General features: G+C 74.2%; 20 protein-coding genes. 13 read left to right on the forward strand and 7 right to left on the reverse strand.

Going from position 1 to position 21427, the window contains the following annotated elements:
- The first annotated feature begins 150 nt into the window (after positions 1-150).
- Together ACFYU0_RS03975 and ACFYU0_RS03980 are read left to right on the forward strand one after the other, a co-directional pair.
- Positions 151-1212: a YihY/virulence factor BrkB family protein gene (locus ACFYU0_RS03975; protein ID WP_351663103.1), complete on the forward strand. Its 1062-nt coding sequence runs from the start codon at positions 151-153 to the stop codon at positions 1210-1212.
- Between the two features lie 55 nt (positions 1213-1267).
- A complete protein-coding gene (locus ACFYU0_RS03980) occupies positions 1268-2062 on the forward strand; it encodes an SDR family oxidoreductase (RefSeq protein ID WP_351663105.1) in 795 nt (264 codons plus the stop codon).
- An 11-nt stretch (positions 2063-2073) separates the two neighbouring features.
- On the opposite strand, the gene ACFYU0_RS03985 is transcribed toward ACFYU0_RS03980, so the two are convergent.
- Positions 2074-3300, reverse strand: a complete 1227-nt coding sequence (locus tag ACFYU0_RS03985; protein ID WP_351663108.1) for a cytochrome P450 — start codon at positions 3298-3300, stop codon at positions 2074-2076.
- A 512-nt stretch (positions 3301-3812) separates the two neighbouring features.
- Here ACFYU0_RS03985 and ACFYU0_RS03990 point away from each other — a divergent pair.
- Complete coding sequence (locus ACFYU0_RS03990; protein ID WP_389297590.1) at positions 3813-5186, forward strand: tannase/feruloyl esterase family alpha/beta hydrolase; 1374 nt, start codon at positions 3813-3815, stop codon at positions 5184-5186.
- A gap of 164 nt (positions 5187-5350) precedes the next feature.
- Here ACFYU0_RS03990 and ACFYU0_RS03995 read toward each other — a convergent pair whose 3' ends face one another.
- Positions 5351-6934, reverse strand: coding sequence for a glycerol-3-phosphate dehydrogenase/oxidase (locus tag ACFYU0_RS03995; protein WP_389297592.1), 1584 nt, complete (start codon positions 6932-6934; stop codon positions 5351-5353).
- Positions 6931-7530, reverse strand: a complete 600-nt coding sequence (locus ACFYU0_RS04000; RefSeq protein WP_351663117.1) for a TetR/AcrR family transcriptional regulator — start codon at positions 7528-7530, stop codon at positions 6931-6933. The genes ACFYU0_RS03995 and ACFYU0_RS04000 overlap by 4 nt, the downstream gene beginning before the upstream one ends.
- 83 nt (positions 7531-7613) lie before the next feature.
- On the opposite strand from ACFYU0_RS04000, the gene ACFYU0_RS04005 reads away from it, so the two are divergent.
- Together ACFYU0_RS04005 and ACFYU0_RS04010 are read left to right on the forward strand one after the other, a co-directional pair.
- Positions 7614-9206, forward strand: coding sequence for an FAD-binding oxidoreductase (locus ACFYU0_RS04005; RefSeq protein ID WP_389297594.1), 1593 nt, complete (start codon positions 7614-7616; stop codon positions 9204-9206).
- A gap of 60 nt (positions 9207-9266) precedes the next feature.
- Complete coding sequence (locus ACFYU0_RS04010; RefSeq protein WP_389297596.1) at positions 9267-10169, forward strand: YegS/Rv2252/BmrU family lipid kinase; 903 nt, start codon at positions 9267-9269, stop codon at positions 10167-10169.
- Between the two features lie 42 nt (positions 10170-10211).
- On the opposite strand, the gene ACFYU0_RS04015 is transcribed toward ACFYU0_RS04010, so the two are convergent.
- Together ACFYU0_RS04015 and ACFYU0_RS04020 are read right to left on the reverse strand one after the other, a co-directional pair.
- Positions 10212-10622 (reverse strand): ATP-binding protein, encoded by a 411-nt coding sequence (locus tag ACFYU0_RS04015; RefSeq protein ID WP_351663126.1) that lies wholly within the window; start codon positions 10620-10622, stop codon positions 10212-10214.
- A gap of 137 nt (positions 10623-10759) precedes the next feature.
- Positions 10760-10984: a hypothetical protein gene (locus ACFYU0_RS04020; protein ID WP_389297598.1), complete on the reverse strand. Its 225-nt coding sequence runs from the start codon at positions 10982-10984 to the stop codon at positions 10760-10762.
- A 118-nt stretch (positions 10985-11102) separates the two neighbouring features.
- Here ACFYU0_RS04020 and ACFYU0_RS04025 point away from each other — a divergent pair, with 118 nt between their 5' ends.
- Genes ACFYU0_RS04025 through ACFYU0_RS04040 form a run of 4 tightly spaced genes read left to right on the forward strand, consistent with a single transcriptional unit; the run spans position 11103 to position 14610 of the window.
- Positions 11103-11612 carry an SRPBCC family protein gene (locus ACFYU0_RS04025; RefSeq protein WP_389297600.1) on the forward strand — a complete coding sequence of 170 codons (510 nt, stop codon included), beginning with the start codon at positions 11103-11105 and terminating at the stop codon, positions 11610-11612.
- A complete protein-coding gene (locus ACFYU0_RS04030) occupies positions 11605-13224 on the forward strand; it encodes a phytoene desaturase family protein (protein WP_389297602.1) in 1620 nt (539 codons plus the stop codon). Before ACFYU0_RS04025 ends, ACFYU0_RS04030 begins: the two co-directional genes overlap by 8 nt.
- A 31-nt stretch (positions 13225-13255) precedes the next feature.
- Positions 13256-13708: a hypothetical protein gene (locus ACFYU0_RS04035; RefSeq protein WP_351663135.1), complete on the forward strand. Its 453-nt coding sequence runs from the start codon at positions 13256-13258 to the stop codon at positions 13706-13708.
- Positions 13705-14610 carry an SDR family oxidoreductase gene (locus ACFYU0_RS04040; protein WP_389297604.1) on the forward strand — a complete coding sequence of 302 codons (906 nt, stop codon included), beginning with the start codon at positions 13705-13707 and terminating at the stop codon, positions 14608-14610. The genes ACFYU0_RS04035 and ACFYU0_RS04040 overlap by 4 nt, the downstream gene beginning before the upstream one ends.
- A gap of 108 nt (positions 14611-14718) precedes the next feature.
- On the opposite strand, the gene ACFYU0_RS04045 is transcribed toward ACFYU0_RS04040, so the two are convergent.
- Both ACFYU0_RS04045 and ACFYU0_RS04050 read right to left on the reverse strand, forming a co-directional pair.
- Positions 14719-16002 carry a glycosyltransferase gene (locus tag ACFYU0_RS04045; protein ID WP_351663140.1) on the reverse strand — a complete coding sequence of 428 codons (1284 nt, stop codon included), beginning with the start codon at positions 16000-16002 and terminating at the stop codon, positions 14719-14721.
- A gap of 198 nt (positions 16003-16200) precedes the next feature.
- Complete coding sequence (locus ACFYU0_RS04050; protein WP_351663143.1) at positions 16201-17394, reverse strand: cytochrome P450; 1194 nt, start codon at positions 17392-17394, stop codon at positions 16201-16203.
- Positions 17395-17628: 234 nt separating this feature from the next.
- Here ACFYU0_RS04050 and ACFYU0_RS04055 point away from each other — a divergent pair, with 234 nt between their 5' ends.
- The 4 genes from ACFYU0_RS04055 (at position 17629) to ACFYU0_RS04070 (ending at position 21368) form a co-directional block, all read left to right on the forward strand.
- Positions 17629-19089: an MFS transporter gene (locus tag ACFYU0_RS04055; protein ID WP_389297606.1), complete on the forward strand. Its 1461-nt coding sequence runs from the start codon at positions 17629-17631 to the stop codon at positions 19087-19089.
- Between the two features lie 640 nt (positions 19090-19729).
- Positions 19730-19963: a DUF2945 domain-containing protein gene (locus tag ACFYU0_RS04060; protein WP_351663149.1), complete on the forward strand. Its 234-nt coding sequence runs from the start codon at positions 19730-19732 to the stop codon at positions 19961-19963.
- Between the two features lie 33 nt (positions 19964-19996).
- Positions 19997-20485, forward strand: a complete 489-nt coding sequence (locus ACFYU0_RS04065) for an MSMEG_6728 family protein (protein ID WP_389297608.1) — start codon at positions 19997-19999, stop codon at positions 20483-20485.
- A gap of 64 nt (positions 20486-20549) precedes the next feature.
- Positions 20550-21368, forward strand: coding sequence for an oxygenase MpaB family protein (locus tag ACFYU0_RS04070; RefSeq protein ID WP_389297975.1), 819 nt, complete (start codon positions 20550-20552; stop codon positions 21366-21368).
- The last annotated feature ends 59 nt before the right edge of the window (positions 21369-21427 follow it).

Below are 21427 nucleotides of genomic sequence, written 5' to 3' on the forward strand. Positions count from 1 at the left end.
CGGAGCGCTTCGTCCCCGCGCCGCACCGCGACGCGCGGCGCTGTGCCGCGCACCTGTGCGCCGACCCGAGCAAGCGGACCACCCTGGCCCGGCGCCGCCCGTGTCCCGCACCCGGCTGCGTATCCGCGCCACCGGGGGTACCCGGGGGACATGGCACGACTGCATCTTCCAGGGCACAAGGACCATCACGACGACGAGGCCAAGGCGTCCGAGCCGCCGTCACCGGAGGAGGCCGGGCCCGGCCCGGAGGTGGAACGGCGCGCGCCGGACGCGCCGACCAAGCTGCCGAAGGCCGCGTGGGGCCAGGTCCTCAAGGGCTCGCTGCGCGAGTTCAAGGACGACGAGCTGACCGACCGGGCCGCGGCGCTGACCTACTACGGCGTGCTGTCCCTCTTCCCGGCGCTGCTGGTGCTGATCTCCCTGCTGGGCATCACGGGCAAGTCCGCCACGGACAAGGTGCTGACCAACCTCAAGCACCTCGCCCCCGGCCCCGCCCGCGACATCCTCACGCGCGCGGTGGAGCAGCTGCAGGGCAGCGCGGGCACCGGCTCCGTGCTCGCCATCGTCGGCGTGGTGCTGGCCGTCTGGTCGGCCTCCGGCTACGTCGCCGCCTTCATCCGCACGGCCAACGCCGTCTACGACGTCCCCGAGGGCCGGCCGATCTGGAAGATCCTCCCGGTCCGCCTCGGCGTGACGGTGGTCCTGATGGTGCTCGCCGTGGTCAGCGCCCTCATCGTGGTGTTCACCGGCGGTATCGCCCGGCGCGCCGGGGAGGCTCTCGGCATGGGGGACGCCGCCCTGACGGCCTGGGCCATCGCCAAGTGGCCGGTGCTGGTCGTCCTGGTCACCGTGATGATCGCGATCCTGTTCTGGGCGACGCCGAACGCCAAGGTCAGGGGGTTCAGGTGGATCACCCCCGGCAGCTTCCTCGCCCTGCTCCTGTGGCTGATCGCCTCGGCCGGGTTCGCGCTGTACGTCGCCGGGTTCGCGTCGTACAACAAGACCTACGGGACCATGGCCGGCGTCATCGTCTTCCTGATCTGGCTGTGGATCAGCAATCTGGCGATCCTGCTGGGCCTGGAGTTCGACGCGGAGACCGCACGGCAGCGGGCGATCGCCGGCGGGAACCCGCCGGAGGCGGAGCCCTACGTCGAACCGCGCGACACACGCGCGTGGGACGAGGAGGACGTACGCCGGCTGGACGAGACGTGAACGATCCGGGCCCGAACCCGGTAGTGCGGCCCGCGCGCGGGGAACCCGTCGTCGCATGCACATCGATCTGACTGGACGCACCGCCCTCGTCACCGGTTCGACGCAGGGCATCGGCGCCGCCATCGCCGCCGGTCTCGCGCGGGCCGGCGCCCGGGTGGCGGTGAACGGACGCAGCGAGGAGAGCGTGTCGGCCGCGGTCGGCACGCTCGCCGGGGAGGTCCCAGGCGCCGAATGGGTGCCGGTGGCCGCGGACGTGGCGAGCGAGGAGGGCGCCGAACGGGTGGCCGCGCTGCTGCCGCGGGTGGACATCCTCGTCAACAACCTCGGCGTCTTCGGCTCCGCCGACCCGCTGGAGATCACCGACGCCGAGTGGCGGCGGTACTTCGAGGTCAACGTCCTGGCCGCCGTACGGCTGACCCGGACGTACCTGCCCGGCATGACCGAGCGCGGCTGGGGGCGCATCCAGTACGTGGCCAGCGACTCCGCCGTCGTCATCCCCGCCGAGATGATCCACTACGGGATGTCCAAGACCGCGCTGCTCGCGGTGAGCCGGGGATTCGCCAAGAAGGCGGCGGGCACCGGCGTGACGGTGAACTCCGTCATCGCCGGGCCCACCCACACCGGCGGTGTCGAGGACTTCGTGTACGAACTCGTGGACCGGTCCCTGCCCTGGGACGAGGCCCAGCGGGCCTTCATGCGCGAGCACCGCCCGCAGTCGCTGCTGCAACGCCTGATCGAACCGGAGGAGATCGCCAACATGGTCGTCTACCTCAGCTCCGAGCAGGCCTCGGCCACCACCGGGGGAGCGCTGCGCGTCGACGGCGGGTACGTCGACGCGATCCTGCCCTGACCGGACCCGCGCTACCAGGTCACCGGCAGCACGCGCGGCCCGCGGATCAGCCCCTCGCGCTGGAACTCCACGTCCTCGGCCGCCACGGCGAGCCGGATCCGCGGGAAGCGGCCGAGCACGGCCCTGATCATGACCTCGGCCTCCATCCGGGCCATCAGGGCCGCCAGGCAGAAGTGCGGGCCGTGCCCGAAGGCGAGATGCCCGGCGCCGTCCCGGGAGAAGTCGAGCGTGTCCGGGTCGGGGAAGACCGAGGGGTCGCGGTTGGCGGCCACATAGGCGTTGTAGACGACGTCGCCCTTGCGGATGAGCCGGCCGCCGACCTCGACGTCCTCGGTGGCGACCCGGGGGATCCCGACGCCGTTGCGGTGCGGCACGAACCGGTACAGCTCCTCCACCGCCTTCGGCACCAGCGCCGGATCGCGCCGCAGCCGGTCGCGATGGGCCGGATGGGTGAGCAGCGCGTACATCATGGAGCCGCTGTTGTTGCGGACCGCGTGACCGCCGCTGACGTACACGGCCATGGCGAGCGAGACCGCCTCGTCGTCGCTGATCTCGCCGGCCGCCGCGGCCTGGGCCAGCACACTGGCGAGGTCCTCCCGGGGTTCCTCGCGGCGGCGCGCGAGCAGATCGACCACCCGGCCCCGGGTCGCCTCGCGCGCCGCGCGGTTGCGGTCGCCGCCGTCCGGGTCCTTGGACAGCAGCGCCTCGTTGTTCCCGGCCCAGTCGCGCCAGTCGTCCTCGTCCGCGCCGAGGAAGAAGCACACGACGGCGATCGGGAACGGCGTGTGCAGGTGTTCCATCAGGTCCGCCGGCGGGCCGGCCTGCTCCATGCCGTCGAGCATCCGTTCCGCGGTCCGCTCCGCCAGCGGGCGCAGCCGGTCCATGCCTCTCGCGGTGAACGCCCGGGCCACGACCCGGCGCAGCCGGGTGTGCCGCGGCGGGTCGATGTACTGCAGTCCCGCCGTCTGCGACGCCACGGCCTGCGGCGCCATGCTGGTCACCGCGCGCCCGACGAGCTCCGCCCGGGAGAAGCGCGGGTCGGACGTCACTAGGCGGACGTCCTCGTAGCGGGTGACCAGCCAGGCGTCCCCGGACCCGTACGGCAGGGTGATCCGGGTGACCGGTTCGTCGCGGAGCACCTCGTCCAGGAACGGGTCGGGCTCCAGGGCGGGCAGGTCGTCGACGGGCCAGTGCCGCACCTGCGGGGCAGGCGCCGCGGGCTCGGTGTCGAAGCTCATGTCGCATCACTCCTGACTGTCCCCGAGTCCGAACTGCCGGTCCGCCGGCGGGCGGCCGCGCGTCAGCAGGTTCCGTGCTCCACGCCGGAGTATCCGGGGGAGGGGCCGTCGCGGGGCGGACGCGGCGCCCGCCGTACGACCACGCGGGCGGGCCGTGGCGTCCGGGAGTGCCCGCCCGGTCGCGGGACCGGCTCGTGTGCTCGCCCGGCGCCGTCCGCGCTGCCTCGCCCGGACGGCCGGGGCGGTCTGCCGCCGTCGGCCACGCTGCGTCCCTTCGCCGAACCTGTCTGTAGCGTGCCGCAGCCGCCGACGGCCCGCACGCCGGGAGCGCCGGGACCCCTGCGGCGGCGGGTGGCGCCAGGGCCCTCCGCCGGCATGTGCGCTCATGCCATCACCGACGCTTGCGAAGTGTGGCGACCGACCATGGCCGGGCTGGCGCGGGCGGCCAAACATGTGCACGACACGCTCCAGCTCCCTCCGTACCCGCACCACCGGACCCGGAAGGCCGCACCATGCACCCCAGCCGCCGAAGCACCCTCCTGTCCGCCGCCCTGCTCGCGGCGGCGTCCGTCACCCCCGCGGCCGCGGCCCGGGCCGACGACGGCTCGCCCGGCCGGGGCCGCGGCCGGCGCCCGCTCACGGTGCCGGGCGCCGAGTTCCAGCAGGTCTCCCGCCACGACGACCTGACGACCAGCGCCCTCGCCGGCACCGCCTACACCGACACCGCCGACTGGGCGGGACTCGCCGCCAAGGGCACCCGTAACCCCACCGGCGTGCCGGGTCTGCAGATCGACGGCTACTTCCCCGGCTCCTCGCGGCTGAACACGCTGCACGGCTGGAACCACGACGCCCAGTTCGTGATCCGGCTGCCCGAGGACTGGAACGGCAGGCTGGTGGTCACCGGCGCCCCCGGCGTCCGCAAGCAGTACGCGATGGACACCCTCGTCTCCGACTGGGTGCTGGCCCAGGGGTACGCGTTCGCCGCCACCGACAAGGGCAACAGCGGGCCCGACTTCTACACCGACGGCAAGCGGCCCGGCGACGCCGTCGTGGAGTGGAACCGGCGCACCACCCAGCTGACCCGCGCGGCCAAGGCGGTCGTAGCCCAGCACTACGGACACGCCCCGCGCCGCACCTACATGACCGGGATCTCCAACAGCGGCTACCTCACCCGGTGGCAGCTGGAGAACCACCCCGAGCTGTACGACGGCGGGGTGGACTGGGAGGGGCCGCTGTGGCGCCCGGAGGGCCCGAACCTCTTCACGTTCCTGCCCACCGCCGTCGCCCGCCAGCTCGGCCGGGCCGGCGACGAGGACATGTACGCGGCCGGGTTCGCCCGCGGCTCGGAGTTCCTGTGGCCGTACCACGAGAAGGCCTACTGGGGACTGACCCAGAAGACCTACCGCGCCGAGTTCGACCCCGGCTACGACCCCGACTGCCCCGGCGCCTCCGCCGGTTCGACGGTCGAGGAGATCTTCGCCCCCTGCCCGTCCGACGCCGCGTACGACTACGCGTCCCGGCCCCGCGCCGTCCATGACGCGGTCGCCCGGGTCGCGCTCACCGGCCGGATCGGCAAGCCCATGATCACCGTGCACGGCACCCTGGACGCGCTGATCCCCATCCGGGTCCAGTCCGACCTGTACGCCCGGATGATCGCCGAGCAGGGCCGCTCCCGGCTGCACCGCTACTACCGGATCGAGGGCGGCACCCACGTCGACAGCCTCTACGACACCTACCCGGACCGGCTCCGCCCGATCCTGCCCTGCTACCGGGCCGCCTTCACCGCCCTGACGGACTGGGTGGAACACCACGAGGAGCCCCCGGCGAGCGGCACGGTGCCCCGACCGTGCACCGGCGACCTGGTGAACACGGGGTCACTCACCTGACCGAACCGAGCCCGTCGCGAGGTGCCGGCGACGGTGCCGGGACTCCCGTCACGGATGCGCCGCCCGAGGGGCCCAGGCCGCTCCCGGGGGCGGTCCGCCGCCCGCCCGTCCCGGGCCCGTGTCGGCCTCGGCGGCACCCGGGGCCGTCCCGGCCGGTGCCGGGGTCAGCGGTGTGTCGCGGTCGCCCGTTGCAGGGCGTCCCGGGCGGGGGTGAGCGCCTCTGCGCGGTCCTCGGGGACCAGGCCGATCCTGGTGCGGCGGTCCAGGAGGTCCGACGGCTCCAGGGCGCCCTCGTGCAGGGCGGCCCAGACCAGCTCGGCCCGGGTGACGGGGTGGCCCGGCAGGACCGGTTCGGCCAGTGCCGGATCGCTGGTCGCCAGGGCCTGGACGGCCGGCGCCTCGATGCCGTGCCGGCGGACCAGCCGGCGCGGCGCCGGCAGGGCCCGCAGCAGTCCGGGCGGGGCGGCGCCGACCAGCGGGAGATCCATGGTGGGGGACGGCCTGGCGGGCAGCCCGCGGGCTTCCAGAGCGGCGTCCACCGCGTCCTGCGCCATCCGCCGGTAGGTGGTCAGCTTGCCGCCGACGACGGTGGTCACCCCGTCCGGGGAGGTCAGGACCGCGTGCCGGCGGGAGATGTCGGAGGTCCGGGCCGGTGCGTCACCCGTGCCCCCGGCCCCGCCCGTGTCCAGCAGCGGGCGCAGCCCGGCGAAGGCCCCGACGACCTCGTCCCGGCGCACCGGGACGTCCAGGACGGACCCGAGCACGTCCAGCAGGAAGCCGATATCGGTCTCGGGGACCTCCGGCACGTCCGGCAGGGGGCCGTCGACCGGCTCGTCGGTGAGGCCGACGTAGACCCGGCCGTCGCCCTGCGGCAGTACCAGCACGAAGCGGTTGGTCTCGCCGGGGATCGGTATGTGCAGCCCGGCCGGCAGCGTGCCGAGCCGCTCCGAGCGCAGGACCAGGTGAGTGCCGCGGGACGGGCGGATCCGGATGCCCTCGACCAGCTCGCCCGCCCACACACCGGTGGCGTTGACCACCGCGCGGGCGCGGATCTCGCCCTCCTCGCCGGTCACCTCGTCCCGCACGCGGGCGCCGGTCCCGGTCAGCTCCAGCACCCGCACCCGGGTCAGCACCCGGGCGCCCTGCGCGGCCGCGGTGCGGGCCAGGGCGGTCACCAGCCGGGCGTCGTCGGTCACCCGGCCGTCCCAGGACAGCAGCCCGCCGCGCAGCCCGTCGGCGCGCACGGCGGGCGCCAGATGCCGGGCCTCCGTCGCCGAGAGGCGGCGCGGCGCGGGCAGCACCTGCCGGGGCGTCCGCGCGGCCAGCCGCAGCATGTCACCGGCCCGGAACCCGGCCCACGCCAGCGAGGCCTGGGCCCGCGACACCAGCGGGGTCAGCGGCAGCACGAACGGCTGGGCGGACACGAGGTGCGGCGCGGTGCGCGTCATCAGCACCCCGCGCTCGACGGCGCTCTCGTGCGCGACGTCGAACTGCGCGGAGGCGAGATAGCGCAACCCGCCGTGGATCAGCTTCGAGCTCCAGCGCGAGGTGCCGAACGCCAGGTCGTGGGCGTCGACCGCGACGACGTCCAGCCCGCGGGCGGCCGCGTCAAGGGCCGCTCCGGCACCGGTGGCGCCGAGTCCGACGACCAGGACGTCGCAGACCCGGCCGTCCGCCGCCTCGGCGAGTTCGCGGGCGCGCCGGCCCGTGCTGAGGGAGGAGCCGGGTACGGCCTCGGGGTGGCTCATGGCGTCAGGGTCCTCTCCAGAAGGGCGCGCAGCTCACCGAGCAGGGCGGCGGAGTCGAGGTCGGGGTCGTCCTCGTCGGTCATCGTGCGCAGGGACAGGGCGAAGGACTGCACCACCAGCAGCAGGGCGCGCGCCTGCCGCTCGGTGTGGGCGGTGCGCACCGAGCCGTCGGCGTGGCCCTCGCGCAGCGCCTCGGCCAGCAGCGCCAGCAGCGCCTCCTGGCTGGTGCCGCGCCGGTCGAGGACGTAGGGGAGCAGCAGTTCGGGATCGACGTCGACGATCTTCCGGAAGAGCGGGTGGGCGCGGAACGCCTCCACCCCCGCCACCAGCCCGTCCACGATCCGGACGCGGGTGACGGTGTCCGGCGCGGGCTCCGGTATCGCGCGGGTGGCCACCCCGATCCACTCCCGGGTCATCAGATCGCCGACCAGGGTGCGCAGATCGGGCCAGCGCCGGTACAGCGTCATCCGTGAGACGCCGGCGCGGCGGGCCACGTCGGCCAGGGTCGTGCGGCGCACCCCGACGGCCAGCACGCAGTCGCGCACCGCGTCGAGCACGGGATCGCTGTCCGAACCGTTGTGACGAATAGGCGTCATGTGTCACAGTGTAACGCCCCGGGGGCCGGCCGGAGCCGCCGCCGCGCGAACCGAGCACACCGATCTGTGAGGACGACCCTTCGATGGACATGCTGTGGAACGGCTGGGGCGACCCGGCGAAGGCCGCACCGCTGCCCGGCACGGTGACCGAACTGCTGCGCGACCTGCTCGGCGTCACACCGCGCACCGCTCCGGCGCTCGCGCTCGAGGACATCCGGCTGCCCGCAACCACGGCCGCCCCGGCCGCGCTCAAGGCCCTCGCCCGGGCCGCCGGCGGCGAGGAGCACGTCCGCACGGACCCCGAGAGCCGTATCCGGCACACCCGTGGCAAGTCCACGCCCGACCTGCTCCGGCTGCGCGCCGGCGACGTCGCCGACGTACCGCAGGCCGTGGTCCTGCCCGCCTCCCACGACGAGGTCCTCGCCGTGCTGCGGGCCTGCGCCGAACACCGTCTGGCCGCCGTCCCGTTCGGCGGCGGCACCTCGGTCGTGGGCGGGCTCGCCCCCGAACGCAGCGCCTTCGTCGCCCTGGACCTGCGCCGCATGGACGGCCTGCTCGACCTCGACCCGGTCTCCCGCACCGCCGTGCTCCAGCCCGGCCTGCGCGCCCCCGAGGCCGAGGCACTGCTCGCCGAACAGGGATTCACCCTCGGCCACTTCCCGCAGTCCTACGAGTGGGCCACCATCGGGGGCTTCGCCGCCGCCCGCTCCAGCGGACAGGCCTCCGCCGGTTACGGCCGCTTCGACGACATGGTGCTCGGCCTGACCCTCGCCACCCCCGAGGGCACCATCGAGACCGGCCGCGCCCCGCGCTCCGCCGCCGGACCCGACCTGCGCCAGCTCGTCCTCGGCTCGGAGGGCGCCTTCGGCGTCATCACCTCCGTCCTCGTACGCATCCGCCCGCTGCCGCAGACCCGCGTCTACGAGGGCTGGCGGTTCGACTCCTTCGAGGAGGGCTCCGCGGCCCTGCGCCGGCTCGCCCAGGACGGACCGCGGCCCACCGTGCTGCGCCTGTCCGACGAGACCGAGACGCTCATCGGCCTCGCCCAGCCGGACGCCATCGGCTCCCGGCTCGAGCAGGGCGACGCCGGATGCATGGCCATCACCGGCTACGAGGGCACCGCCGAGGACACCGGCCGGCGCCGCGAGCGGGCGGCGGCCGTCCTGCGGGCCTGCGGCGGCACGCCGATCGGTGCCGAACCGGGCGAACGCTGGGCCCACGGCCGCTACTCCGCGCCCTACCTGCGCGACGCCCTGCTCGACGCGGGCGCCTTCGCCGAGACCCTGGAGACCGCCGCCTTCTGGTCCCGCATCCCCGACCTCTACACCGGCGTGCGCACGGCCCTCACCGACACCCTCACCCAGGCCGGCACCCCGCCGCTGGTGATGTGCCACATCTCCCACGTGTACGAGAACGGCGCCTCGCTGTACTTCACCGTCGTCAGCGCCCAGGGCAAGGACCCGGTCGCGCACTGGGCACCCGCCAAGCACGCCGCCAACGACGCCGTCCTGGCCGCCGGCGGCACCATCAGCCACCACCACGGGGTGGGCACCGACCACCGGGACTGGTACGTCAGGGAGACGGGCGCCCTCGGCGTCGACGCCCTGCGCGCCGTCAAGCACCGGCTGGACCCGGAGGGGATCCTCAACCCCGGTGTCCTGCTGCCCACCGACTGAACCGTGCCGCCCACCCCGCCGCCCCTTCCGCTCCCCCCGTCACCACCCGGAGGCACACCGATGCGACAGTTCACCGCCGTCGTCAACCCGACCGCGGGTGACTCGACAGGGGCGGCCGCACTGCTCCAGGTGGCCCGCCTGCTCCGCGAGGCCGGAGCCGGACTGGAGACGGAGTACAGCCACAGCCTCGCCCACGCCCAGGACGTCGCCCGGCAGGCCGGAGCACGCGGCCGGGTGGTCCTGGCGGTCGGCGGCGACGGCATGGCCGGCGGCATCGGCGGCGCGCTCAGCGGCACCGGCACCGTCCTCGGCCTCGTGCCCGCCGGGCGGGGCAACGACTTCGCGCGCGCCCTCGGCCTGCCCCGGGACCCCGCCGAACTCGCGGACATCCTGCTGCACGCCGAGCCCGCAGCCGTCGACACCATCGAGGTCGAATCGGCCGTCCACGAGCGCACCGTGGTCCTCGGCAGCGTCTACGCCGGCGTCGACGCGCTCGCCAACCGGCACGCCAACCGCACCCGGCTGCTGCGCGGCGCCGCCTCGTACTACGCCGGCGGCCTGCGGGCCGTCACCACCTGGCGGCCGGCCGACTACCGCGTCACCGTCGACGGCGAGGAACACCACCACCGCGGCTACACCGTCGTGGCCGCCAACTCGCCGTACTACGGCTTCGGCCGTCTCATCGCCCCCGGCGCGCGGGTCGACGACGGACTGCTCGACGTCGTGCTGATCCGCGAGGCGCCGCGCCTGCTGTTCTTCACCCTGATGAACGAACTGAAGACCGGTATCCACGTGCGGCGCCCCGAGGTACGCATCCTGCGCGGCCGCGAACTGCGCATCGAGGCCTCCCGGCCCGTTCCCTACGGGGCCGACGGCGAGGTGGAGGCCACCCTGCCGGTGACGCTCCGGGTGCGTCCCGCCGACCTGCCCGTGCTGTACCGGCCGGCCGCCGCCGGCGGCTGACGGGCCTCCCCGGCCGCCGGCGGCCGGGGAGCGGCCGCGGTGTCATCCGGTGTCCGGCGGCCGGAAACAGGCGTGCACGACCTTGCCGTCCGGGCAGGGGCGGGCCTGCCAGGTGTCGGCCAGCGCGTCGACGAGCAGCATGCCCCGCCCGCTCGGCCGCTCGGTGTCCGCCGGGCGGGGGACCGGCAGCTGCCGGGAACGGTCGTGGACGGACACGTGCAGACAGCTGCTGTCCCAGGTCAGCACCAGGTCGGCCGCGCTGTGCGCGTGCACGTGGGCGTTCGTGACCAGCTCTGAGATGGTCAGCAGCACGTCGTCCACGGTGTCCGGCGCCGACTCGGCCCAGCCCAGTGACCGAAGGTGCTCGCGCGCCCAGTCGCGAGCGGTCTTGACGCTCGAGTCCAGCGGCAGTGAGCGTGCCCAGCCCACCGCCCGCAATGATGATTCGCTCAATGTGCGCCCCTCCTGCTGTGGTCGTGCGACGCGGATACCCGCTCGGCGGGCATCGACGCGACCAGTACCCACAGGGGCACACCGGGCATCGGTCGGAATGCGCCGATACCCCTCTCGGGGACGCGCGGCCCCTGGGCTCAGGTCCGGGTCTCGGCCTCCCACCGGTCCGGCCCCATGCCGCGCCAGTCGATCAGCGGCGAGTCCGCCACTTCCTCCGGCTCGATCTCCAGACCCGCCCGGCGCAGGAACTCGACCAGGTCGCGCACGCTGTGCGCGAGGCCGAGAATCTCACCGTCGACCCTCACCCGGCGCCCGCCGGTCGGGGACGGCAGCTGCACCATCACTGGACGCTTGCCGGGCATGGCTCCAGCATCGGCCGATTACGCCGCCCCCGCACCCGGGACGCGGACACGTGTCGGCGGGGCAGGCCAGGGCACTCGGCCAGGACAGTACGACGGACATATGCACCAGGAGGCGCACGTGGCGGTTCGGCATCGTCTGATCAAGGCCAGCCCGGCGAGGGTGTGGGAGGTCCTCGCCGACGGCAACCGGTACGCGCAGTGGGTGGTGGGGACCGCCGCGTCCCAGCCCAAGGACGGCGACTGGCCGAAGGAGTCGGCGTCGATCAGCTACCAGATCCGGCTGGGCCCCTTCGAGGTCGGCAACGAGACGGTCGTACGCCGGTGCGTGGAGGGATCCGTCCTGGAACTCGAGGCCAACGCGGGCCCGCTCGGCACCGCCCGCATCAGCATCGAGCTGCGCAAATGGGGCGAGAACTGCCTGGTCATCGTCGACGAGCACCCGCTCCAGGGCGCCGGCGGGGCCCTGCACAACCTCGGCTTCGAGGCGTTGATCCAGCTCCGCCACCGGGCCATGCTCGCGCGTCTGGCGAAGACCTGCGAAGGCGAGGACACCGCCGAGGAGCGGGCACGGCACCCGCGGACCGGCGGGCGGTACGCGACGGGCGGGAGCGGAGCCGGCCATGCCTGATGCCGTGGTGATCGGGGCCGGCCCCAACGGCCTGGTGGCCGCCAACCTGCTGCTGGACGCCGGCTGGAGCGTCACCGTGCTGGAGGAGCAGCCGGAGCCGGGCGGCGCCGTACGGCACGACTGGGGCGTGGACCCCGAGTTCGTCAGCGACATGTTCAGCTCCTTCTACCCCCTGGCGGCCGCGTCGCCCGTGCTCTCCGCGCTGCGCCTGGAGGAGCACGGACTGCGCTGGAGCCACGCGCCGAGCGTGCTGGCCCATCCGCTCACCGACGGCAGGTGCGCCGTGCTGCACCGGCGGACCGAGGACACGGCGGCATCCCTCGAGTCCTTCGCGGCGGGCGACGGCGCCGCCTGGCACCGGCTGGTCGAGCTGTGGGGGAAGCTGAGCCCCGATGTCCTGGGCGCCCTGTTCACCCCCTTCCCGCCGGTCAAAGCCATGGCGAAGCTGGCCCTCGACCTGCGCGCCTCGGGCGGCCTGCGGGTGGCGCGCTCCCTGATCCTGCCCGTGCGCCGCATGGGCGAGGAGGAGTTCCGCGGCGAGGGCGGCCGGCTGCTGCTGGCCGGCAACGCGCTGCACGCCGACCTCGCCCCCGAGTCCGCGGGCAGCGGAGGCTTCGGCTGGCTGATGTCCATGCTGGGACAGACCTACGGCTTCCCCGTGCCGGTGGGCGGCTCCGGAGAGCTCACCGCCGCGCTCGTACGCCGGATCCGCAGCCGCGGGGGAGAGCTGCACTGCGGGCGGCGCGTCGAACGGGTCGTGGTGCGCGGCGGGCGGGCCGTGGGCGTCCGCACGGCCGACGGACAGGCGGTGGCCGCCCGGCGCGCCGTGCTCGCCGACGTCGCCGTGCCCGCCCTGTACGAGGAACTGGTCGGCCCCGAGCACCTGCCCGCCCAGGTGCTGGACGACCTGCGGCGCTTCCAGTGGGACTTCGCCACCTTCAAGGTCGACTGGGCGCTCGACGGCCCGGTGCCCTGGCAGGACGAGCGGGCCGCCGGCGCCGGGACCGTCCACCTGGCCGACGGCATGGACGAACTGACCCGCTTCGCCGCGCAGATCGCCATGCGCCAGGTTCCCGACCGCCCCTTCTCCCTGTTCGGCCAGATGACCACGGCCGACGCCACCCGGTCCCCCGAGGGCACCGAGGCGGCATGGGCCTACACGCACATCCCGCACGACATCCGCGGAGACGCCGGCGACGAGGGCATCACCGGGAAGTGGGGCCCCGACGACCAGGAGCGCATGGCGGACCGGGTCGAGCGCCAGGTCGAACGCTTCGCGCCCGGCTTCCGGTCCCGCATCCGCGCCCGGCGCGTCCTGGCGCCGCCCGCACTGGCGTCACTCGACGCCAACCTCTGCGGCGGCGCCATCAACGGCGGCACGACCGCCATGCATCAGCAGCTCGTCTTCCGTCCGCTGCCCGGCACCGGACGGCCGGAGACCCCCGTGCCGGGTCTCTACCTGGCCTCCGCCGGCGCCCACCCCGGCGGTGGTGTGCACGGTGCGTGCGGGGCGAACGCGGCCCGGGCCGTGCTCCGCGGCCACCGCGTCAGGGGCCTGGCCGGCGCCCAGCGGCTGCTCGCCCGGCGCGACCGGACCGGCCGCCGGCGCTGACGGCCGGAAACAGCGAACAGCAGGGAGCGGCATGAGCGAACAGCAGGACGGCCCCGACCGCCGGCACCGGCGCCCGGAGGGCGTCGACGACAAGACGGTCGAGGCCCTCGGATCCCTTTCGAAGGCCCTGGAGACGACGGAACGGGCCCGCGGCAGCCTCTACGACTTCCACCAGCTCACCGGTGGCGCCGACCTCGAACTGGACCGTGCGGTCGCCCTGCTGCGGGAGGCCGGGCACCCGGAGTGGGCCGACAAGGTCGAGACGGAGATCCTGGGCCGCAACGTCATCCCCGGACACTGGACCTTCCAGATCATCGAGGCCTACGACCGGACCTACTACCAGCCGTTCCGGGAGCTCGAACGCAGCGCGGTCGACGAACTCGCCCAGGGACGGGACCACTTGTACGAGGCGGAGATGAAGGAGGCCCGCCGTACCGCCGGGCACCCGAACCACACCGCCCGGCCGGGAACGGAGGAGACATGACGCCCGGCGGCAGCCCCCTGCGGGGCCGGGTCGTCGTGGTGACCGGCGCGGCACGCGGCCTGGGCGCCGCGCTCGCGCACGAGGTCGCCCGCCGCGGCGGGACGCCGGCGCTGCTGGGCCACGAGCCCGCCCTGCTGGCGGAGGTCGCCGCCCGGCTGCCGGGGCCCTCCCTGGTCCACGAGGTCGACATCACCGACGCCCCGGGGCTGCGGGCGGCCGCCGAGGAGGTGCGCCGCCGTATCGGGCGCCCGTCCGCCGTGATCGCGAACGCCGGTGTCGCCGAGGGCGGCCCCTTCGCGACCTCGGACCCCGCCGAGTGGCGCCGTGTCATCGAGGTGAACCTCGTCGGCAGCGCCCAGACGGCCCGGGCCTTCCTGCCGGACCTGGTGGACACGGCCGGCTACTACCTGCAGATCGCCTCCCTGGCCTCGATGGGCGCCGCGCCCATGATGAGCGCCTACTGCGCCTCCAAGGCCGGAGTGGAGGCCTTCACGCACTCGCTGCGGGCCGAGGTCGCCCACCGCGGGGTGGGCGTGGGCATCGCCTACCTCAACTGGATGGACACGGAGATGATCCGCGACGCCGACCGGCATGCCGTGCTGCGGGAACTGCGCGGTCACATGCCGCCGCCGGCCCGCCGCACGTACCGCGCCGACGACGTCGCCGCACGGGTCGTCCGCGGGCTGGAGCGCCGCCGGACGGCGATCTACGCACCGGCCTGGCTGCGGCTCGTCCAGCCCGTGCGCGCCGCCCTGCCGCCGGTGGTCCTGCGGCTGTCCCGCCGCGAACTGCCCCGGCTGGAGGAACGGGAACCGCTGCTGCACACCGGGCTGCTCGGCGCCGGCGGCGACGCCGATCGCGCCGCGGCCGGGGCCGGGGCGGGGGGACGAGAGGACGGGTGACGGCTTGGAGGAACCGGGAGCGGCCGGGACCGCGGCCGCGTCGGTGTCCGAAGGCGCGCGCGGATGCGGGCGAGTGCCGCGACCGGAGCCGCGGCACTCGCCGGCGCGTCAGCCCCGGTCGGCGAGCTTGCCGATCAGATCGACCGCCGTGCCCACGCCGTCCTCGGCACGGAGCCGTTCGCCGATGGCGGCGGCGCGCTCGCGCAGGTCGTCGCCGACCAGCCGGCCCAGCACGCCCACCAGGTGGTCGAGACCGAACTCCTGGAAGTTCGCGTACCCGCCGACGCCGAGGCGGGCCACGCGGTCGCCCCAGAACGGCTGGTCGCTGAAGACGGTGTAGATCCAGGTGGGCAGTCCGGCGGTCAGGCCGGCGGCCGTGGTGCCGGCGCCGCCGTGGTGCACCACGGCCCGGCAGCGCGGGAACAGCCAGTCGTGGTCGACGGCCCCCACCAGCCGCACGTTCTCCGGCAGGTCGTCCGTCAGCCCGGACAGGTCCGACCAGCCCACGCCGACCAGCAGCCGCAGTCCGGTGCGCCCGGCGGCCCGCACGATCAGGTCGACGAGCTTCGGCGGGTCCAGCACCGGCATGCTGCCGAAGCCGAGGAACACGGGGGCCGGGCCGGCGGCGAGCCAGTCGGCGAGCCCGCCGGGGACCACCGCCTCGCCCACCCGTTCGCGCACCGCGTGCGGAAGCCGCCAGAAGCCGGTGACCGTGTTCTGCGGCGCCCAGTCGTGCGGGCGCGGGACCACCTGCTCGCTGAAAGCCTGGAGCGTCGGCAGGCCCAGGTCCAGGGTCCAGGTCAGCGCCGCGCTCGGGGCCGGCGGCAGGCCGAGCGACGCGCGGAACTCGTTGATGTCGTCCTTCTTGCCCTGCCAGTACACGTCCTCGGCCACCTGGTGGGTCTGGAGGTGGTACTGCTCGGCCGGTACTCCCTCCGGCACCGCCTGCGGGGTCAGGGGCTGCGGGAACTCGTCGGTCAGCAGCCACGGCGTCAGGTGCCCGAGGACGACGGGTGTGCCGCGCGACTGGGAGACCGCGAGCGCGTAGTCCTCGGTGTTGACGCCCGTGACCAGGACGTCCGCGCCCTCGGCCGCCGCCAGCACCGAGGCGCCGATGGTGTGCCGGGCCTCCGACAGCATCTTCGCGATGCCCGCCAGGTACGCCTCCACGTTCCCGGCGGCCAGCCAGCGGCTGCCCTCCTCCGAGCGCAGCACCTCGCGGACTTCCAGATCCATCTCGACGAACTCGGCGTCCGTCCCGGCGACCAGGCGGCGGGCGTCGCGGGGCGCGGCGAACGTCACCTCGTGACCGGCGTCGATCAGCCCCTGGGCGAGGGCCACGTACGGTTCGAAGTCGCCGCGGCTGCCGGCGGTGGACACGCTGACCTTCATGCCGCCACCTCCGTCCGGCGGGACACGACCGTGGTGCGCTCGGGCCTCGGCTGTTCCATCTCGTACCTCGTTTCGTGGGTGCTGCGTTCGCACGGTTGGCGGTCTTGCGGGTGTGTGGCGGGTCCTGCGGGCCGACGGCGTGTGGGAGCGCTCCCAGTTGCCGCCGGCCCCGAACTCCTGCTCCTCGTCGGCCGGGGGCTACCAGACGACCGGGAGGCTCTTCAGGCCGTAGACGAGGGTGTCGGTGCTGACGGGGACCTCCTCGCTTGGCACGGCGAGCCGCAGTCCGGGCAGACGCCGGAAGACGGCGCTGATGGCCACCTCCAGTTCCATCCGGGCCAGCGGGCCGCCCGGGCAGAAGTGTGTGCCGTGCCCGAAGGCGAGGTGATGGCTGTTGTCCCGGTGGATGTCGAAGTCCGCCGCGGCGGCGAAGACGGTCTCGTCGTGGTTGGCGCCCGGGACGGAGATGATCACGGCGTCCCCGTCCGCGATGCGGGTGCCCCCGATGGTCAGCTCCCCGGCGGCGACGCGGACAACGTTATCCTGGGCGATCGACCAGTAGCGCAGCAGTTCGTCGACGACGTTCGGCAACAGGCCCGGATCGGCGCGCAGTTCGGCGAGCACGTCGGGCCGGTCCAGCAAGGTGAAGATGCCGAGGGCGATCTGGTTGGCCGTCGTCTCGTGCCCGGCGATGAGCATCAGCCGGACCAGCGCCACCAGGTCCTCGCCGGAGAGCCGGCCGGTGCGGACGTAGTCGACGGTCAGCCGGCTGAGCAGGTCGTCCCTCGGCTCGCCGGCCCGCACCTCGGCCAGTCGTGCGAGGTACTCGGTGGTGGCGATGAACGCCTCGATCGCCTTTTCCGGTTCCGCCTGGTTGAGTATGGCGCTCGTATTCGCCTTGAATTCGTTCATGTCCTCGTCCGGAACTCCGAACATCCGGGCGATCACGATGCACGGGAGCGGCAGGGAGAAAGCCGAGTGGAGGTCCACGGGGCCGGTACGCCCGGTCATCTCGTCCAGTAACTCGTCCGCCACCGACTCGATGAGGGGGCGGAGTATCCGGGTGCGGCGGGCGGTGAACTCCGGCGCCACCATCCGCCGGTAGACGTCGTGTTCGGGCGGATCCATGCGCCAGAAGGAAACCGCTCTCGCGGGCACCGGGAACAAGAGTCGATTCGGCCAGTTCGGGTGCTGGTCGTCGACGCTCAACCGGGGGTCGGCGAGGGCCTGGCGGACGTCGGCGTGCCGGGTGATCAGCCAGGCGTGCCGGCCGTCGGGGAGTCGGACCTCACGCGGCGGGCCGTCGCGGTACTCGGCCAGAGCGGGAGGCTGGGACATCGGACACGTGCGCGGGAGCGGCCACTCCATGGGGGTCGCCGGAGCGTGGATCATGATTCCCTTTCTCGTTGCACGGTCGGCTCGGATAGCGCTTTCCCTGAGGTTGTGAATGCGGATCCCGCCCAGCTTGAGCAGGGCCGCTGACGCGGCGCTGACATGGCTGAATTCTTTCCTTAAGTCGTATGGGAAGATGCTTTCGGTTCCCGGGTGCCTTGGTCGCGAGCAACCGGGCACGGGCGGACGCACGCCATTCGAAACGTAGTGGGAGAAATCCCCGAGGGGGCATTCATGGCTACTGAGGAGTTGTCCGGGACGGAGCTGAGAGAGGGGCCCGCCGCGTCCTTCGCGGAGTCGCCGCGCTGGAGTCCGCTCGTGCTGGTGGCGCTCGGCACCTTCATCACGGTGCTGGACTTCTTCATCGTGAACGTCGCCGTGCCCGACATCCAGAGCGAGCTGCACGCGAGTTCCGTCGCCGTGCAGTTCGTCCTCGCCGGATACGGCCTGCCGCTGGCCACCTTGATGATCACGTCCGGCCGGATGGGCGATCTCTACGGCAGGCGGCGGCTGTTCGTGCTCGGACTCGCGCTGTTCACCGCCGCGTCCGCCTGCGCCGGACTGGCGCAGAACCCCGAACAGCTCGTGGCCGCCCGGGTGTTCCAGGGGGTCGCCGCAGCCCTCGTCACCCCGCAGGTGCTCGCCCTGCTCGGCGCGATGTACGAAGGGCGGGCCAGGGCGGTCGCGTTCAACGTCTACGGCCTCGCGATCGGCATGGCCGCCGTGTTCGGGCAGCTCATCGGCGGCTCGCTGATCGCGCTCGACCCGGGCGGTCTCGGCTGGCGGGCGATCTTCCTGGTCAACGTGCCCATCGGGCTGGTGGCGGTGGTGCTGGTGCCCCGGCTGGTCCCCGAGTCGCGCGGCGGCGGAAGGGCCGGTCTGGACGTCGTCGGCATGCTCCTGGTCATGCTGGGCCTGGTCGCCGTAGTCCTGCCGCTGACCGAGGGCCGCGAACTGGGCTGGCCGCTGTGGTCGGTGCTCTGCCTGACCGCGGCGGTGCCGGTACTCGGGGCGTTCGCGCTGCAACAGCACCGGGGGACGGTCCGCGGCGGCTCACCCCTGGTGAACACGACGCTCTTCCACTCGCGGACGTTCTCCGTCGGCCTGGTGGCCATGATGTTCTACTTCGCCACCATGGGCGCCTGCTTCCTGGTGCTGTCCCTCTACCTCCAGCAGGGGCGCGGCATGTCGCCGCTCGGCTCGGGCCTGATGTACCTCCCGATGGGCGCCGGTTTCTTCGGCGCCACCGCCCTCGGTGGCAGGGCCGTGAGCCGGCTGGGCCGGTGGGCGCCGGCCGTCGGCGCCTTCCTGGTCGCCCTCGGCTACGGCGGACTCGCCGCCCTGGTGGGGGAGATCGGCGCGGGCGGCGAGGTCGCCCTGCTCGCCCCGCCGCTGCTGGTGGCCGGCGTCGGCATGGGCCTGACGATGGCTCCGCTGTCGGCCATGGTCCTCGCTCCCGTGGGCCCCGACCACGCGGCCGCCGCGTCCGGCATCCTCACCACGGCCCAGGAGATCGGCGCGACCGTGGGCACGGCCCTGACCGGCGGCATCTTCTTCCGCCTGGTCTCCGACCACTCCGGCCCGGCCACGGCCCCCCACGCGTTCAGCGTCTCCCTGACGGTCCTCGTGGCGTTCGACCTGCTGGTCGTGGCCCTGGTCGGCTTCATGGGCCGCGCGGGGGAGGAGACGGTGTGAACGGGGCCGAGCGGTCGGGGAGCCGACCGCGACGGCCCGCTGGTTGCCGGTCCGCGTCCGCTGGGGGTCGGCTTGTGGCCGCTGGTTGCCGGTCCGTGCCCGTTGGGGGTCGGCTTGTGGCCGCTGGTTGCCGGTCCGTGCCCGTTGGGGGTCGGCCTGTCCCGCTGGTTGCCGGTTCGCGGCCGCCCGGTGGCCCTCCTGCGCCCGCTGAATGCCGGTTCGCGCCCGCTGGCGGCCGGTCCGTGCCAGCCGGACGAGTCGTTCACCCCCTCCGGAGCGACGCCGTACGGCGAGGTGAGCACCTGCGTGGCCGCGGCTCGTCCGACCGGCGCGGGCCGGGCTGCCCCGGGGTGGTCCCGGAACCGCCCCCTGCCCGCGGAGGCGCGCTGCGGCCCGCCGAATCCGCAGGCGCGCGGCCCGGACCCGTGCACCGGGCCCGGTTCGCAGGTGCGCGGCCCGCCTCGTGCATCGGGCCCGGTTCGCAGGTGCGCTGCCCGGCCCGTACACCGGGCCGACCGACGGCGACGCCGGTCCGCGCCGTGCCCCGTGCCGTCGGACACGAGGACTGACGGCCATGACACGGGGGACCCGGCGCAACGACCGACGACCACGGCAGGGGGGCCCGAAAGGACCGATGACCATGGCCAGAAGCAAGCGCGAGGGTTCCGGCGACGATCTCTCCAAGGGCGACAAGGTGGCCTGGAAGAGCCACGGGAGCAGCACGGAGGGCGAGGTCGAGCGGAAGCTCACCAAGCGCACCGAGGCCGCCGGACGCACGGTGGACGCCTCGCCCGACGACCCGCAGTACGAGGTCCGCAGCGCGAAGTCGGGCAAGCGGGCGGTGCACAAGCCGTCCGCCCTGCGCAAGAAGTGACGCGGACCACCGCGGAAGGCGAGGACGGCCCCCATGCAGACATTCCTGCCCGACCCCGACTTCCACCGCTCCGCCCTGCTCCTGGACCGCCGGCGCCTCGGCAAACAGCGGGTCGAGGCGCTCCAGGTCCTGCGCGGCCTGACCGTCCCCGGATACGGATGGCGCCGGCACCCCGCCGTGCGCATGTGGACCGGGTACGAGGAGGCCCTGGTGCGCTACGGCCTGGAGATCTGCCGGGTCTGGCGGGACCGGGGCCACCAGGACAGCTGCGCCGCCTCGCTGGTCGCCGGCCTCGCCGCGGAGCGCCCCGGCGTCCCCGTGCGCGACCAGGCGGTTCTCGAGGCGGCCGGCGAGCTGCCGCCCTGGCTCGGCGACGAGGACTTCCACCGCAGCCACCGCTCCGCGCTCGTCCGCAAGGACCCCGAGACCTACGGGCACGCGTTCCCCGGCGTGCCCGACGACCTGCCGTATGTGTGGCCGCGATCGGACCGGGAACGAGACGGGGTGTCCGCCGGCGAGTGACGCGGGCGGTCGACGGGAGACGGGAGAAGCCGTGCTGCCGGACCTGCGCACCCGACTCGGGGCGATGCTCTTCCGCCGGGTCGCGGGCCCCGACGGACGGGAGACCCGCGCCCGCATCCATGACACCCCCGGTCCCCGCTGGTTCGGGCCCGACCGGCCCATCAGGACCGTCCACGGCGACGCCTCGATGTTCATCGGCGGGGTGAGCGCCCTGCTGCTGCAGTCCCTGCACCCCCTCGCGATGGCGGCCGTCGACGCCCACTCCGGCTACCGCGGCGACCCCTGGGGACGGCTGCAGCGCACCAGCGCCTTCCTGGCCGTCACCACCTACGGCACGGCGGCGGACGCACAGGCGGCCGTCGACCAGGTCCGCGGCATCCACGAGAACGTGCGCGGGCGCACCCGGCGGGGTGAGCCTTACCACGCCGCCGACCCCCACCTGCTCGGCTGGGTGCACACCGCAGAGACGGAATGCTTCCTGCGCGCCCACGAACGCTACGGCGCCCACCGCCTCGACGCGGCCGGGTACGACGGTTACGCGGCCGACACCGCGCTCGTCGCCGAGGCCCTCGGGGTGAGCGACCCGCCACGCGACCGCCGGGCCCTGTCCGACCGGCTCGAGCGCTACCGGCCCGAACTCCGGGCCACCCCCGAGGCGCGCGCCGTGGCCCGCTTCCTGCTCCTCGAACCGCCCGTGCCGCTCGCGGTGCGCCCCCTGTACGGCGCTCTGGCGGCGAACGCCGTGAACCTCCTGCCCGACTGGGCCCGCGAGCTGCTGCGCCTGCCCCGGGTCCCCCTGGTGGAGGACCTCACGGTGCGCCCGGCCGGTCATCTGCTCACCCGTACCATCCGCTGGGCCATGGCGCCGCCGCCGTCGTCCTGACGGTGCGCGAATGCCTGGGGGCGGCTTGCTTCCGGGCGGTGGATGCGGGACGGTTGCCA

The sequence above is a fragment of the Streptomyces sp. NPDC003720 genome (assembly GCF_042875075.1).
In the GTDB taxonomy this organism is placed as follows: domain Bacteria; phylum Actinomycetota; class Actinomycetes; order Streptomycetales; family Streptomycetaceae; genus Streptomyces.